The sequence below is a fragment of the Burkholderia sp. Ax-1719 genome, from assembly GCF_011753055.1.
Lineage (GTDB): Bacteria > Pseudomonadota > Gammaproteobacteria > Burkholderiales > Burkholderiaceae > Paraburkholderia.
On the sequence record NZ_VWWJ01000004.1, the window covers coordinates 336,062 to 351,845 of the forward strand.

13 protein-coding genes are annotated in these 15,784 nt (G+C 61.2%); 8 read left to right on the top strand and 5 right to left on the bottom strand.

The genetic code is table 11. The features are described 5' to 3' along the window. The first annotated feature begins 15 nt into the window (after nucleotides 1-15). Nucleotides 16-363 (top strand): DUF4286 family protein, encoded by a 348-nt coding sequence (locus F3J17_RS11025; protein WP_167057402.1) that lies wholly within the window; start codon nucleotides 16-18, stop codon nucleotides 361-363. Nucleotides 364-440: 77 nt separating this feature from the next. Here the strand turns inward: F3J17_RS11025 and F3J17_RS11030 are convergent, their stop codons facing one another. Further along, entirely contained in the window at nucleotides 441-1,400 is a 960-nt protein-coding gene (locus tag F3J17_RS11030) for an alpha/beta hydrolase (protein ID WP_240160907.1), read from the bottom strand. 67 nt (nucleotides 1,401-1,467) lie between these two features. On the opposite strand from F3J17_RS11030, the gene F3J17_RS11035 reads away from it, so the two are divergent. From F3J17_RS11035 to F3J17_RS11050, 4 genes are all read left to right on the top strand, one after another. Next, nucleotides 1,468-2,355 carry a LysR family transcriptional regulator gene (locus F3J17_RS11035; RefSeq protein WP_167057405.1) on the top strand — a complete coding sequence of 296 codons (888 nt, stop codon included), beginning with the start codon at nucleotides 1,468-1,470 and terminating at the stop codon, nucleotides 2,353-2,355. Nucleotides 2,356-2,626: 271 nt separating this feature from the next. After that, nucleotides 2,627-3,598 carry an AraC family transcriptional regulator gene (locus F3J17_RS11040; RefSeq protein ID WP_167057408.1) on the top strand — a complete coding sequence of 324 codons (972 nt, stop codon included), beginning with the start codon at nucleotides 2,627-2,629 and terminating at the stop codon, nucleotides 3,596-3,598. Between the two features lie 314 nt (nucleotides 3,599-3,912). Further along, complete coding sequence (locus F3J17_RS11045; protein ID WP_205194725.1) at nucleotides 3,913-4,278, top strand: hypothetical protein; 366 nt, start codon at nucleotides 3,913-3,915, stop codon at nucleotides 4,276-4,278. A 34-nt stretch (nucleotides 4,279-4,312) separates the two neighbouring features. Further along, on the top strand, nucleotides 4,313-5,557 hold the full coding sequence (locus F3J17_RS11050) for an aromatic ring-hydroxylating dioxygenase subunit alpha (protein WP_167057414.1): 1,245 nt from the start codon (nucleotides 4,313-4,315) through the stop codon (nucleotides 5,555-5,557). A 96-nt stretch (nucleotides 5,558-5,653) separates the two neighbouring features. On the opposite strand, the gene F3J17_RS11055 is transcribed toward F3J17_RS11050, so the two are convergent. From F3J17_RS11055 to F3J17_RS11070, 4 genes are all read right to left on the bottom strand, one after another. Next, nucleotides 5,654-7,102 (bottom strand): MmgE/PrpD family protein, encoded by a 1,449-nt coding sequence (locus tag F3J17_RS11055; RefSeq protein ID WP_167057417.1) that lies wholly within the window; start codon nucleotides 7,100-7,102, stop codon nucleotides 5,654-5,656. A 17-nt stretch (nucleotides 7,103-7,119) separates the two neighbouring features. Then, entirely contained in the window at nucleotides 7,120-8,622 is a 1,503-nt protein-coding gene (locus F3J17_RS11060; RefSeq protein WP_167057420.1) for an aldehyde dehydrogenase, read from the bottom strand. 252 nt (nucleotides 8,623-8,874) lie between these two features. Continuing rightward, a complete protein-coding gene (locus F3J17_RS11065; protein ID WP_345891168.1) occupies nucleotides 8,875-10,545 on the bottom strand; it encodes an FAD-dependent oxidoreductase in 1,671 nt (556 codons plus the stop codon). Beyond that, nucleotides 10,542-12,035 (bottom strand): aldehyde dehydrogenase family protein, encoded by a 1,494-nt coding sequence (locus F3J17_RS11070; RefSeq protein ID WP_167057423.1) that lies wholly within the window; start codon nucleotides 12,033-12,035, stop codon nucleotides 10,542-10,544. The genes F3J17_RS11065 and F3J17_RS11070 overlap by 4 nt, the downstream gene beginning before the upstream one ends. Before the next feature lie 190 nt (nucleotides 12,036-12,225). Here F3J17_RS11070 and F3J17_RS11075 point away from each other — a divergent pair, with 190 nt between their 5' ends. The 3 genes from F3J17_RS11075 (at nucleotide 12,226) to F3J17_RS11085 (ending at nucleotide 15,755) form a co-directional block, all read left to right on the top strand. Next, entirely contained in the window at nucleotides 12,226-13,149 is a 924-nt protein-coding gene (locus F3J17_RS11075; RefSeq protein ID WP_167057426.1) for an AraC family transcriptional regulator, read from the top strand. Between the two features lie 113 nt (nucleotides 13,150-13,262). Continuing rightward, nucleotides 13,263-14,417 (top strand): CaiB/BaiF CoA-transferase family protein, encoded by a 1,155-nt coding sequence (locus F3J17_RS11080; protein ID WP_167057429.1) that lies wholly within the window; start codon nucleotides 13,263-13,265, stop codon nucleotides 14,415-14,417. Nucleotides 14,418-14,609: 192 nt separating this feature from the next. After that, nucleotides 14,610-15,755 (top strand): acyl-CoA dehydrogenase family protein, encoded by a 1,146-nt coding sequence (locus F3J17_RS11085; protein ID WP_167057432.1) that lies wholly within the window; start codon nucleotides 14,610-14,612, stop codon nucleotides 15,753-15,755. Nucleotides 15,756-15,784: the final 29 nt, after the last annotated feature.

Genomic DNA, 15,784 nt, shown 5'->3' on the forward strand with positions numbered 1-15,784 from the left:
CAAGCGAGACTTTCAATGCCGAAATTCACATACGTTGTACTGACGAATGCTGTTCCCGGGAAAGAGCAGGAATTCGACCAATGGTATTCGGGGCAGCATGTTCCCGACGTGCTGCGTGTACCGGGTGTGCTAAGTGCTCAACGCTTCAGGCGCACCGCGCAGCAACGAGGCACGGCGCCGCAGCCCTGGCAATACCTGGCGCTTTACGAGTGCGATGCGCGCGATCCGCAAGTCATCACCGACGGTATTCAGGCACGGATAGGCACGCCCGAGATGCCGATGAGCGATTCGTTAGCCGATGTGCGCTATGCCTGCTACTTTGAGCCGATCACGGACGTCATTCGTAGGCAGGACGCCCGATAGGCGTGGCGCGCTGCTGACGTGACTACGCTTTCCAGTTCGCGGTAAGCGTAGTCGTATAGCAGTGTGCGATTGCGTGATTAAAGGTGCTTTTTGTAGAACGGCACGAGCTTCGCAACAGCCTGAGCGACAGGTTCCGGCTGGTCGTAAAGGTCGTAGTGGGTAGCGCCTTCGACGACAAACAGATCCTTCTCGCCCTTTACCCGTTGGTAAAGTTCCTTTCCGTCAGCCAGCGAGCCGAACGCGCCGGGCACGCTGCCCACAACGATCTGGATCGGCTGCGTCAGCAGCTCTTCCACCAGATGGAAGGCATCGAACGCCATGACGCTGCCGATGCTGGTGAAGCGCAGTTTGTTGGGCGAGCAGGCATTCTGGCCGCGCGCCGTACGGTAGTAGTCCACTGCCTGCGACACGTCGACTTCGGTCACACCGGCGGCGTCACGTTCCGCGGTCGAGTTGGGGATCCAGTTGTTGATCATCGGTTCGCCGCCGCGCGCCTCGGCGCTACGTTGCTTACCGACGGCTTCCAGCGTGGCGATGGGGTTGCCCTGGCGATACAGCCGGCCGATATTCGCGCCGACCACCGTGCCGACAGCCTTGATACGCTTTTCGGTCATAGCGGAATTCACCGCATAGCCGCCGCCTGCGCACACACCCAGCACGCCGATCTTTTCCTCGTTCACATAGGGAAGCGTCACCAGATAATCGACTGCACAGCGGATATCTTCGACGCGGGTTGCGGGGTCTTCGATATATCGCGGTTCGCCGCCGCTTTCGCCCTGAAACGAGGCGTCAAACGCAATCGTCACGAATCCCTGCTCGGCCAGTTTCGCGGCGTACAGGCCAGCGGTCTGTCCCTTGCAGCTACTGCCCGGATGGACACAGACAAGCGCTGCATACTGTTTGTTCTCGTCGAAGTCAGCGGGGAAGTGCAGTTCGGCTGCCACGTCCCACGTTCTGTTCCTGAAAGTTACCGATTTCATTGCCGTAGATTCCGTTAGGTAAATGGGTAAGAGAGCACCGAAGCGGTACAAGCTCATTGTGGTAACGATTCGGTGTTTCAACTAGGGCATATAATCCGCATGGTGCCATTAGAGAAACTTATTAATGATTGGCGATAATCTGCGCGACCTGCAGGTCTTCCTGACGGTGGCGGAAGAGCACAACTTCACGCGCGCGGCGGTGAGGCTGGGCGTGTCCCAGTCGGCCTTGAGCCAGACGATCCGCGCGCTGGAGGAGCGCATGGACATGCCGCTGTTCGTGCGTACCACGCGCAAGGTCTCGCTTACTGAGGCCGGCGAGCGTCTGCTCGCGCTGGTGGGGCCGGCCATGGAGGAAATCCAGCAGGGGCTGACCCAGATGAGCGCGCTGCGCAACAGACCGGCTGGCACCGTTCGCATTTCCGCCGATGAATTCGCCGTTCAAACGGTGTTGTGGCCGGTCTTGCCCGGGTTCCTCGCTCGCTATCCCGAGATCAAGGTAGAGATCGCCACGGACTACGGGCTGGCCGACATCGTGGAGCAGCGTTACGACGCAGGCGTGCGACGCGGGGGCCTTGTTTCAAGAGATATGATCGCGGTGCGCATCAGCTCCGACGTGTCGATGGTGACGGTGGGCTCGCCAGTCTATTTCGAGGGCCATCCCAAACCCAGGCAACCTCGTGAACTGATTGAGCACAACTGTGTGAATCTGCGCCTGCCAACACAGGGCAATTTCGCATGGTCGTTCCGTAAAGGCACCAAGGAGCAACGGATCAAGGTCGAAGGACAACTGGTGGTCAACAGCCTGCCGCAAGTTGTCGAGGCCGCATTGGGTCATGTCGGTCTCGCGCATTTGCCCGAGCGTCTTGTCTGTGAGCATCTCGAAGCGGGTCGGTTGATCGAGGTGTTACGCGAATGGCGCATGACCTACGAGGGCTATCACCTCTACTATCCCAACCGCCGTAAATCGCCAGCGCTCAGTTTGCTGGTGGACGCGCTACGCTACTCGCCTTGATCGTTCTGCGATCCGTGACGGTCAAAGCAGCGCCCTCAGCGTAGCGCGGTGCCCGCAGCGAATTGCGATTTAAATCGTCGCGTTCCGTACATCGAAAACAAAACGCAACAAGCAAAAATCGACCTTAAAAAAGGCGGCTTCAGCCAGGGAAATCGTTAAGCAGGTCGCGCACTGTATCCGATTGACCCGGTGCTACTATCAACGCGATGCGACGCGCCTGCTTCGGTCATCATCGACGATGACGTACCCAACGACTGCCCACCCGCTATCCATGGATCCGCTTTCGGATGTCCTTTCGTCATTGACGCCGCACAACCGGCTCTATGCCTCGTTTGACACTGCGGGCGCGTGGTCGCTGTTCTTTCCGCCGTACCACGGCATCAAGTTCGCTGCGGTGCTGCAAGGCGAATGTTGGGGAAGGGTCGATGGCATGGCACAACCCGTTCACCTGGAAGAGGGCGACTGTTTTCTGCTGAATCGCGGCAGCGGCATTACGCTATCGACCGACCCGTCGTTGCCGCCGCAGGACTCATCGGCCGTGCTGGAAGCCATCGAACGTGAAGGCGTCGCGATCCACAACGGTGGCGGCGAGGTTTTGCTGATCGGCGTGTTTTTTTCGTTTCCCAACGATCATGCCGCGAGACTGCTCGACGGGTTGCCGCGCTTCGTCAGTTCGCCTCGCGCTAGTCCGCAGGCAGACATTCTGCGTTGGTCGCTGGAGCAACTGAAAGGGGAATTGCACGCGCCGCTGCCGGGCGGCATGCTGGTGTCGAATCACCTGCTGCATCTGATGCTGGTGCAGATGTTGCGACTTCATCTGACGAATTCGTCCTCTGATTTTCCCGCCGGATGGTTCGCCGCGCTATCGGATCGCCAGATTAGCGCTGCGATTGGCGCCATGCACAATGAACCTGGCCGACACTGGTCGCTTGATGACCTCGCGCGTATCGCGGGGCTCTCGCGCACGATTTTCGCGCAGCGCTTCAAGGAAATCGTCGGCGAAACGCCGATGAGCTATCTAATGCGATGGCGCATGCTGATGGCAATGAACCGGTTGCGCGGCAGCAGTGAAAGCGTCTCATCGATTGCGTACGCGCTCGGTTATGAATCTGAAAGCGCGTTCTGTACCGCGTTCAAACGAACGACATCCTGTTCCCCGATCCAGTACCGTCGCCAGCCGCCTGCCATCGAAGCCGATGAGCGTGACGCAGTTCGGCATCCTCACTCCGCGGCTCACGCGTAGCTTGACCCCTGACATTGCAGCGGCAATCGAAATCCGTACGCACTAGAAGAAAAAGCGGACTCATTCGATATACCCGTCAATCAATGGCGAAATAGCATCTAGCCGGGTGTTTCTGATTCCATTGATGGAGCAGGAACGCCGAGCGCCGCGGACAGGCGCGTGTTCATTTTTTGTGAATTCGTACTCCATAACATCGGTTAAGTCATGATGCGTTTACGTCCATCACCGATTGATCGCAATGCACAGGAGACGGCCTTGTCCGCACACGTAAAAAAACCTGCGTCATTGTCCGGCGCAGACACGTTTGGAGGAGCATGATGAATCACGCAGTATCCGATGATTCCGGCCGCCTGCCGGAAGGCTTCGAAGAGCTTGAGCCTTTCGTCGCCCGTTGGGGCGCGCCCACGTCCCACGCGCGCTGGATCGATCGCGCCGCCATGCCTTACGCGGAAATCGTGTGCTTTTACGAGGCGATCTTTGCGCGTGCAGAAGAAGCGACGGTCTATCTCGAACAGTTTCCGCTGAACGAGATGCCCGCCCCGGCAGAAAACCTGTTCCGCTTGTTACTCGCGATGTGTCATGCCGCCGTCGCGGTCGAGATGCATCAGGCGCCCTCCATTCGTCATGCGCCGCCGCAGCACGCGCTGAAGATCGTCACGGGTTTCCAGCCGCACGGCTGAGCCTCTTCGCATTCTCCTATTTGCAGGAGCTGGTATGAATCACCCGAACGACATTCAAACCCATCTCACCGAATCAGTCGGTCTGAAGACCGAAGCGATGCCCGTGGCGCTGTATACCGATCCGGCTCAATACGAAGTCGAACGCGAGCGGGTATTTCGTCGCTCGTGGCTCATGGTTGGACGCGTCGAGCGCATCCCAAAGCCCGATGATTTCTTCTTGAAGGAACTCGCGATCTTTAACGCATCGGTCATCGTAACGCGTTCAGACGACGGCACGGTACGCGCGTTTCATAACGTATGCGCCCACCGCTCGAATATCGTCGAGCATCGACCCAGCGGCAATGCGAAGCGCTTTGTGTGCCGCTATCACAGCTGGAGTTACAACAACGCCGGTGCGCTCGCAAACGTGCCCGACGAAGGCGGCTTCTTCAACCTCGACAAGAAGAAGTGCGGACTGACACCCGTGACGGTCGATGTGTGGGAAGGCTGGATCTTCGTCAATATGGCGCCGGCGCCCGAAGTCAGCCTGCAAGAATTTCTTGGGCCGATGGCGGACGCGCTTGCCGGTATCGTGTATCCGAATCCGGATAACTGCATCGTGCTGCGCGGCGAATTTAAGGCGAACTGGAAAGCGGTCGCCGAGAATTTCAGCGAGGCTTACCATATTGCTTCGATCCATCCGAAGACGCTGGGTCCGATTTACACGGGGCGTCCGAATCCGTTCAGTCGTCCTGTTAGTGCGAACCTTTACGGAGCGCACCGCTCGATGTCGCTGTGGCTGAATACGGGCAGTCAGCCGTCCGAGAAGGCGAAGGTGATGCGCTGGCTGTTCTCGGCGGGCCAGACGGTCACGGGTACGCGTAAAGGCAACGATGTGAATCCGATCACCGAGCACGAGTCCATCAACCCCACCCGGCATGCCGAATGGTCGAGCGACGTCAATTGGTTCTTCCCGAACTGGCATCTGCAGATCTCGGCCAACCAGTTCTGGACGCATGAATTCTGGCCGACCTCGGCGAATACGACGGTGTGGGAGGCGCGCTTCTACAACAAGACGCCGACATCGGTACGTGAACGGCTGCAACTCGAACATTTCACGTCGCACATCACCGACACGATGCTTGAGGATCTCGGCAATATCGAAAGCATGCAGACCGGTATGGAGTCGGGCGCGAAGTCGTTCGTCCACTTCAACGAAAGCGAAATATTGTGCCGCCACGGGCTCGAACAGGTCGTTAAATGGTCGTCTGCCACGACGGCGCGTGATGCGCTTGGCTAAATGAAGTCAAGATGTGAAATGCGTGGCGGCCACCAGCCGCCGCGCACCTCTTCGATTTGCACATCCTCCAGCATGCCGGACGTGCGAGCGCGGCGCTTACTGGCCTGAGATTCGCACGAACTGGCGGATAACGGTGCCAAAGTCCTCGACATGTTCCAGATTGAGCACGCTGTCGACAACCCGGTCGATGGTCTGGGCGGGCAGCAGGCCGTCGACAAAGGCGCGGAATTTGCCGACGAGTTCGTCCGTCGTCATATACGTCGACGGATCTGCCGACGGCGTGCCCTTGGGGAACATCTTCTCACCGACAAAAACCTGGCCGCGTGCGCGTACCTCGACGCGCGACGGCCGGCTGGAAATGTCCGCCGAGATCGACTGAAAATAGCTCGGGTGCGTTTCCAGCGAGACGCGCTTCATCAGCGCCATCACGGATGGGTCGAACACGACCGCCGGATCCTGCCAGCGCGGGCCGGGTGGAATGCGATGCGCCGCAACGGCGAGGCCGTGCGAGAAGCAGAACTGCGCATCGTGCACCTGCAGGATTTCGCGGTTGGTGAAACAGGGCAGCACATAGGCCCAGCCTTCGCCAAACGATGTGATGCTGTCGATCTCGTCGGGCTTCAGATCGTTGCGGGTCACGATGTCGATCAGCAGATCCAGCGGGGCGTGCATGACGCGGCAGTGCGGGTAGGGCTTGAACATCTGGAAGGCGGGGAAACGCCACTCCTCGCCCAGGCCGCCGGTGATGAGCCCGGGCATCCAGCGGTCAGTGCCGATGAAGCTCGCGTAGCCGTTGACCTCGTCGTCCAGGATACGCAGGTCGCCGCGATGCCCCAGCTCTCCCATGTCGGCGGCCGTGAGCGCGATGTTGGTGAGACCGCCGGCCAGCTGGTATTTGATGGTGGCGGTGGGCGCATGCGTGAACCAGGCGCGCTGGGCGTTCACGGGCGCCGATGCGGCTGCGAGACCCAACGCATTGGCCAACTGGTCTGCCGGGAGGCGCTTGAGTTTACCCGCCGAAGCCGTCGCGCCAAACACGGTGCTGCTGTATCCCACCACCGAGGCCGGATTGGCAGACTTGCCGTCGCGCGTATCGCGGTAGCCGCTCATCGACGCGCCGAAGCGGTAGGAGATCTCGTGCGACACCGCCACGGCGGCGATCAGGTCCTTGCCGGAGCGCCGCTGCGTTTCGGCTGTGGCAAACGCGCCGGGCAGCACGTACGGGCTCACGTGGCCCGGCAGCAGCACCGAGTCGGCATCGAGCGCATTGAGCAGTTCGCTGTTGGCAAACGCTGCGCCATAAACGGTAGTCCGTTCGCCTGTTCCGATGATGGTCGCGCCATTAGCACTTCCTGCGCTGCCGCCGATACGGCGGCCCATTTCGATACCGATGCGTCCTCTGGGATGATCGATTCCTGCCAATGCGACGCCCAGCGAATCGAGAATATCGCGCTTGCATTCCTGCACGACGATATCGGGCAATCGGTCGGTATCGACGCTGGCTGCAAACTCAGCAAGCTGCTCGATGATGGTGGACGGTTTCATCTTTATCGTTCCTTGCTTCATTCGTAGAGGTTCGGAAACTGGCCGGTGGTGCTGATGACGGTCGTGCGTGTTTCCAGATATGGATCGAGCGCATCGATGCCGTTTTCGCGGCCCCAGCCGCTGGCCTTGAAGCCGCCGTAAGGCGTCGACCAGCGCAGGAACGAGTAGGTGTTGACCCATACCATGCCCGCTTCGATACGGCTCGACACACGATGCGCGCGTCCGACATCGCGCGTCCACAGGCCCGCTGTCAAACCGTAGGGCGTATCGTTGGCGATCGCGATGGCTTCTTCCTCGCCGTCGAATGGAATCAGCGACGCTACCGGCCCGAAGATCTCATCGCGCGCGACGCGCATCTGGTTCGTGACGCCGGCGAACACGGTAGGCTCGACGAAAAAGCCCGCTGCGAGTTGGGGCGTCGTAATCCGATGGCCACCGGCGACGAGCTCCGCACCGTCCTGTTTGCCGATTTCGATGTAGGAGAGCGTCTTGTTCAACTGGGCTTCGTGCGACTGCGGTCCCATGTGATTCGAATCGATCGACGGCATGCCGACGCGCACTAACTTCGCTCGCGCGCGAAAGGCCTCGACGACGCGCTCGTAAATGGGCCGCTCGACGAGCACGCGCGAGCCGAGCGCGCAACTCTGTCCGGTCAGTCGCCACGCGGACGCCGTGGCAGCGTTGATCGCATTGTCGATATCGGCATCCGCAAACAGGATGTGGGGCGCCTTGCCACCGAGTTCGAACGTGAAGCGTTTCAGGTTGTCGGCACCATCGCGAACCATTTGCTTCGCAGTCTGACTGGCGCCCGTGAACGAGATTTTGTTGACGTCCGGATGCTGGACCAGATGTGCGCCAGCGGTGCGTCCATAACCGGGTACCACGTTGAAGACGCCTGGCGGAAAACCCGCTTCGTGAACGAGGCGGGCGAGTTCGAGCGCCGACACAGGCGTTTGCTCGGCGGGCTTGACGACCACTGTGCAACCGGCCGCGAGCGCCGCGCCGACCTTCAGACAGGTAGCGAGCAGCGGTGCATTCCACGGGATGATCGCGCCTACGACGCCAACCGGCACGCGCGTTGTAAACGCATGCACGCTGTCGTCGATCGGGATGGTCGTGCCTTGCGCCTTGTCCGCCAACGACGCGAACCACTGATACCACTGCACCTGGGCGGTCAGGCTCGCGCGGTGCTCGCGCACGAGATTGCCGTTGTCGCGCGATTCGATGATGGCCAGTTCGGGGATCGCCGCGCTGAAGACCTCCGCCAGTCGGCGCAGCAGCGCAGCGCGTTCGTGGCCGGGCATGCGTCGCCACGGGCCGTTGAATGCGGCGCGCGCCGCCGCGACGGCACGATCGATGTCCTGCGGGCCGCCCATCGGCGCAATCGCCCACGGCTTGCCGGTGGCGGGGTCGATGCTTTCAACCAGTTCGCCGTTGATCGGCTTCACCCATGCGCCGTCGATATACAGGTGTTCGTAGCGGCGCAAGGTGTCCTCGCGGCCACTCAGGGCGGTCTGCATGATGTCTCCTTAAGTTGTCGATTTTTTTTTGTCGCGTCGGCGGACGTCGTCAAACATAAATCTTAAGCAGCCGATGCCGCGCCCGCCGTGCTGCAGCGTTCGCATTTCTTGCGCGATCGTACGGATACAGGTGGTGCGCGACGCGATTCGGGCGGAGGCATCCGCAATGGCGCATCGCGAATCGGGGGAAGCTGCGAAGTACGGAACGCCGGCTCGCGTTGAGTTGACATCGCGGAAAATGCGCGACTTACCTCAACTGCTACGGGCGTCTTCGATCAACAGATCGGCTGCCTTTTCGCCAATCATGATGGCCGGTGCGTTGGTGTTGCCCGACAGCGGAATCGGGATGATCGAGCAATCTGCCACGCGCAGATTGCTTGCCCCGCGCACTCGCAAACGGCAATCGACTACCGACATCGGATCTTTGGCGGGTCCCATACGGGCCGTGCCCATGTGGTGGAACGCCGTGCCGCCGGACCGACGCACGAAGTCGAGGATCTCGGTATCAGAGTCGCCTGTCGACGTGCCGGGAAAGGTCTCGTCGACGAAATGCGGGGTGAACGCCGTCGAGCGCATCAGTCGCCGCGCCATCCGCACAACTTCTACGATGGCCGCACGGTCGGATTCCGCGTCCAGGTAGTTTGGCTGGATTTCGGGGGCGTCTTGCACCTGCGTTGAAACCGCACGAACATACCCACGACTCGCCGGACGCTGTTGATAGCCGCCGATCGTCATGCCGGGATATTTATCCAGCTTGCCCGTTTCTCCCGCTTTAAAGCTGGCGGGTGTGAAGGACATTTGCAGATCGGGCACGGCCATGGCGGGATCGGTGCGGCAGAATAAACGCAGCGGCACCGGACCGAGTGACAGCACGCTGGGCCGCCCACGCAACCAGTTGAAGATTTCGGCGATCAGCGGCAAGCCAGAGGCGCGTTCGTTCAGCGTGCTTACGCCTTGCAGCCGTGCAGACAGGCGCACCTGATAGTGGTCGGAAAGATTGGCGCCGACACCCGGCGAATGAATCCGCACTTCGCGACCGATGGCCTGCAGATGCGCGCTATCGCCAATGCCTGAAATCTGCAGCAGACGCGGTGTGTTGATCGCCCCCGCCGAGAGGATCACCTCAAGCCTTGCCTTGACCGATTGACGTTGGCCGTCGCGATGGAGATAGCGCACGCCCGTCGCCCTTTGCCCTTCGAACAGGACTTCTTCGGCGACGCAATCGGTGCGCACCGTCACACGGCGTGTGCGCATCGCTGGCTTGAGAAACGCCACTGCGGTGCTGGCGCGGCGCCCGGGGCCGCGCGTCGTATCGATCGTGAACTGGAAGTCGCCGACGCCATCCTGGCTTGCACCGTTGTAGTCATCCGTGAACGGGATGCCTTGTGCTTCGGCGGCAGCAATAAAGCTGGCGTAGAGCGGATTGTGATAATTCGGATTGCTGACCGTAATCGGCCCGCTCCGGCCACGGAAGGCATCGTCGCCGTTTCCAAGTCGACGCTCGGAACGCTGGAAATAGGGCAACACGTCCTCGAAGCTCCAGCCCGGATTCCCGAGTGCGGACCACGCGTCGTAGTCTTGCGGCTGGCAGCGGTTGTAGACCATGCCGTTGATCGAACTGGAACCGCCCAGCACCTTACCTTGCACCAGCGGCACGCGCCGGCCGCCGATCCCCGGAACCGGCGCGCTATGAAATCCCCAGGTCAGGCGAGGGTTGGATACGGAATGGATGAAGCCCGCAGGCACGTGAATCATGATGTTGCGATCGGCGGGACCGGCTTCCAGGACGCACACGCTGTGACCGGCCTCGGCCAGTCTCAGCGCGATGACGCAGCCCGCGCTGCCCGCACCCACAATCACATAGTCGAACGTTTCCATTGTTGTTTTCCTTGGCTGCACACGAGGTTGCGGATGGGCGCTCAATCGGCCATGTTGAAGTTCACGGTTTTGAGTTCAGTGAAGGCTTCGATCGAAGCCCAGCCGCCTTCACGCCCGATCCCAGACCGATGGATGCCGCCCATCGGCGCGTGCGGTGAACTGGCGTAGCCATTGATGCCCACCGAGCCCGTGCGCATCGACCGCGCTACGCGCAGAGCGCGTTTGATGTCGTGGGTGTAGACGCAGCCCGCGAGGCCGAACGCGCTGTCGTTGGCGATGCGGATGGCGTCCTCTTCGGTGTCAAACGGAATGACCGTGAGCACCGGGCCAAAAATTTCCTCCTGGGCGATCCGCATGGCGTTGTCGTCGACGAGAAACAAGGCCGGGTTGACCCAGTTGCCCGCGTCCCATTCGCCGCCTGGCCGATCGCCACCATGCAGGAGTTGCGCGCCTTCTTCCCGCCCGATGCGCACATAGTCGAGCACGCGTTCCATCTGTCGGCGCGACACAAGCGGAGCCGAGGTGGTATGAGGATCGAAGGGATCGCCGAAGCGCACTTCCTTGAGTTGCTCGGCAGCAGCATGCAGGAAGGCATCCAGGACCGAGCGATGCACCACGGCGCGAGAGGGCGTCGAGCAGACTTGCCCCGAAAGAAAGGTCGAGCACAAACCCATCAAGGTCCTGGCCGTGGCGACGATGTCCGCATCGGGGAACACCAGCGCGGCGCTCTTGCCGCCTAGTTCCAGCGAGAGACGTTTCATGTTGCCGCCACTGGCGTGCAGGATGGCTTCGCCAACGCTGGGGCTGCCGGTGAAACTGACCTTGTCGATGCCGGGATGACCTGCGAGCGCCGCGCCGGTGGCTCCATCGCCCGTGACGAGGTTGATCACGCCTCGTGGCAGATCGCTTTCGTGGAGGATTTTCGCGAGGCGCGTCACGGCGATGTTGGTCAACTCCGATGGCTTGATCACGACGGTGCAGCCACAGGCCAGCGCCGGCGCTACCTTCAGCGCGAAAGTCAGAAGCGGCCCGTTGAAAGGCAGGATTGCGGCGACCACGCCAACGGGATCGCGAAACGTCATGTAGTCCATCGGCGCGCTGCTAAAACGCGGGTAGGTTTCGCCATTGATCTTGTCGGTCCAGCCCGCGAAATGATCGAATATGCTCGCGGCCGCCGATGGGGAAAGCCGGGCGCTGCGGCTCAAGTGATAGGGGATGCCGTTATCGAGTGTTTGTAGCGCTGCCAGCTCGGCCTCTTCGGCGAATATCCGCTCGATGATCGGCTGCAGCAGCCGACGGCGATCCGCCGCCGGGATACGTGGCCACGGACCCTGATCGAATGCTCGGCGCGCCGCGACGACGGCGCGATCGACTTCCGCCTCAGTGGCGCTCGCGAACGACGTCATGACTTCCTGCGTCGCCGGATGCAATTGCTCGAAGCGCGGTCCGTCGCCATCGAGCCATTGACCATCGATCAGTAACTGACCGGGCTGGACGCCGGATTTGTCGCGCATGGGCAAAAGGCTGAAGGGCATGACTGTGTCTCCAATAGTGCGCGGGATGAGCTCGCGCGCGGCGCTCAGGCCGTTGAATTTGTCTGTTATGGGCTGAAAAGAGGCGATGGCTTGCGGTGGTCAGCAAATTCGCAGAGAGAATGTAGAGACCGTGATCAAGACGTACAATGCGAGCCAATCTTGATTTCATTCGCGAACGTCTTGGCCGGCAATGGATCCTCTTTCCCAAATCCTGACGCTACTGCGTCCGCGTAGCACCCGGACGGCGGCGTTGGATGTCGCCGGTCCGTGGTCCTTGTTGTTTCCGCCGGATGACGGCGTCAAGTTCTGCGCGGTCGAATATGGGAACTGCTGGATCAGGACGGACACGGATACGCAGTGGCAGCCATTGACGCCGGGAGACTGCTATCTCGTCAGCCAGGGGCGCGCATTCGTGCTGGCCAGCGACCCGAGCCTCGCACCGGTCGAAGCGGCCACGCAGATCACGCTTGGACACAGGGGGTTGAAGTCGATCGGGGGCGGTGGAGACTATCTGATCGTCAGTTGCCTGTTCGAGTTCTCCGACGATCAGGTGGCGAGGCTGCTGCATCCCTTGCCGGGAATATTCAGGGTTCCTGCGGATAGTGAGCAGGCCAATTTCCTGCGCCGCGCCATGGGACGTTTGGCGACGGAGCTGAAGTCGCCCCGTCCGGGTACGGACCTGGTCGCGGAGCATCTTGGGCATTTGATGCTGGTGGAAATGCTTCGTCTGTTTATCGACATGCCGCATTCGACGCTGACGCCCGGCTGGTTGCAGGCCGCCTCGGACCCCCAGATTGCAAAAGCCATCCGGGCCATGCACGACGCCCCAGGCGACCCGTGGCAGTTGGCGCGGCTGGCGGGCATAGCGGGGATGTCTCGTGCCGTTTTCGCGCAACGTTTCAAGCAGTTGATGGGAACGCCTGTGATCGAATACCTGACCCGCTGGCGCATGTTGCTGGCCGGAGAGAGGCTGCACACGACGAACGACAGCATCGCCTCGATCGCCGCCGAGGCCGGTTATGCATCGGAGTACGCGTTCAGTACCGCATTCGCACGGGTAATGGGCTGTCCGCCGGGGCGCTACCGGCGCGAAGCGAGGCAGCCGCCAGCGTGATGGGCGGATATCCGCCGATTCGCCAGAGTCGAATCGGTACTTCGATTTTTCGCCATTGGTCGGGGACGGAGCGCGCGGTAAGCTGAAAAGCCCTTGTCAGGAGGCTTGTCATCATGCGCGAAACCCAAGGCCCGCTGAGCGGTGTGCGGATCGTAGAACTCGGCGGTGTGGGCCCTGTACCGTTCTGCTGCATGTTGCTGTCGGACCTTGGTGCGGAGGTGATCCGCATCGATCGTCCGCCCGGCTATGACGGCGGCGTGCCTGGCGACCCACGTTTCAATCTGCTCAATCGCGGCCGCCGCAGCGTTTCGCTCGATTTGAAGCGTCCCGATGCGGCCGCCGCGGTGCTGAAACTGGTCGGCAAAGCCGATGCGCTGGTCGAAGGCTTTCGACCCGGCGTAGCCGAAAAGCTCGGGCTCGGCCCCGATGCGTGCCTCGCCGCCAATCCGGCGCTGGTCTACGGCCGCATGACGGGCTGGGGACAGGATGGCCCGCTCGCCCAGGCGCCGGGGCACGACATCAACTACATCTCGCTCACGGGCGTGCTGCACGCAATCGGTCCCGCCGAAGGGCCGCCCGCCATTCCCCTGAACCTCGCTGGCGACTTCGGCGGCGGCTCGCTTTACCTTGCGCTCGGCCTGGTGTCGGCGATGCTGGAAAGCCGCCGCTCGGGCAAGGGACAAGTGGTCGATGCCGCGATGGTCGATGGATCGGCTTCGCTGATGACGCTGTGCTACGGCCTGCTGGCGAGCGGCTACTGGAAGGATCAGCGGGCGAGCAACCGGCTCGACTCGGGCGCGCCCTGGTACAACGTGTACGAAACGAAGGACGGACGCTGGCTGAGCGTGGGTTCGAACGAAGCGCGCTTCTGGCGCAATACGCTTGACGTGCTGGGCCTGGCGCACGCCGATATGCCCGATCAGCACGACACTTCGCGCTGGCCGGAGATGCACGCGCAACTCGCCGAGGTCTTTCGCACACGCACGCGCGACGAATGGTGCGCGCTAGCCGAAGGACGCGAGGTGTGCTTCGCGCCGGTATTGTCGATGACAGAAGCGCCGATGCATCCGCATCTGCGTGCGCGCGGCACCTTTGTCGAGCGCGATGGCGTCATCCAGCCCGCTCCCGCACCGCGCTTCAGCCGGACGCCGGGCGCGATCCAATCTGCGCCGGCCAGACCCGGTGAACACACGGAAGAAGCCTTACTTGAGTGGGGATTCAGTGCCGCCGAACTCGATGCCTTGCGCGAGGCGCGCGTCATCGTGTGAGTTGTCGTAATCAAACTCGGTCCTGTGCATTCTATATAAATCGGATTCCTTATCAAATTGATCGACATTCGAAAACTTCGAACTGGTGTTTCGCAATTGATCAGTTGGATCGAGAAAAGCGTGGCCCTAATCTATCTACAGTGATGCCCGGCAAGAACAACGAGGCAAGCACACTAACTGGAGCGAAGACAAATGCAATCGAACTTTCTGGACGAATCGCAGACGATGTGGCTCGACACCGTCAACCGGTTCATGGACAACGAAATTACCGTCGAATACGTGCGCAAGTGCGACATGAATCGCGATTATCCGTACGAGGCTTACGAGAAGATCGCGAATCAAGGCTGGCTTGGCATCCTGATTCCCGAAGAGGAAGGCGGTTCGGGCGGCGATATTTTCGATTATTCGCTGATGGCCGAAGGGCTCGGCAAATTTGGTTTCGACTTCGCGTGCTCGGTGCTGGTGCCGACGTTCACGGCGATGAACATCATCAAGTTCGGTACGCCGCAACAGAAGAAGCAATATGTGCAGCCGTTCATCGACGGCAAGATCCGCTTTTCGGTGTCGATCTCGGAACCCGATGCAGGTTCGGACGCCGCCAATACCAAGACGCGCGCACGCCGTGACAGCAACGGCGACTGGATCGTCAGCGGCCAGAAGCTCTGGTGCAGCGGCGCGGCGGCGAAGAACACCGTGATCGCGATGCTGGTGCGCACGAGCACGGACGACAAGCACAAGGGGTTGTCCGTGCTGCTGATCCCGAACGACACGCCGGGCATGGTCATCAACAAACTGCCGACGCTCTCGCGCCACGCCACGGGCACCACCGAAATCTTTCTCGACGAAGTGCGTGTGCCGGGCGATGCGCTGCTCGGCGAAGAAGGCCAGGGCTGGAAGATCATCACGGAGCACCTCGAACTCGAACGCTGCGCCGTGGCGGCCGCTTACACGGGCAACGCGCAACAGGCCGTGGCGACGGCGTCGCGCTACGCGCACGAGCGTATCCAGTTCGATCATCAACTGTTCGACTTCCAGGTGATTCGTCACATGCTGGCCGACTGCCAGACCAAGGTCGATGCAGCGCGTCTGCTCTGCTATCGCGCCGCGCAAATGGCGGCGAAGCATGTGCCGTGCAGCCGGGAAGTGTCGATGGCGAAACTGTACGGCTCCGAAACGCTCAAGGAGTGCGCGCTCGCGGGCATGCAGATTCTGGGCGGCTACGCGAACCTGCCTGAGGCGGACATGGAGCGCTATCTGCGCGAAAGCATCCAGTCGACGATTGGCGGTGGCACCTCGCAGATCCAGCGCACGATTATCGCGAAGTCGATGCGCCAGTAACGCGCGCGATTCCGTATCGAAACACGCAC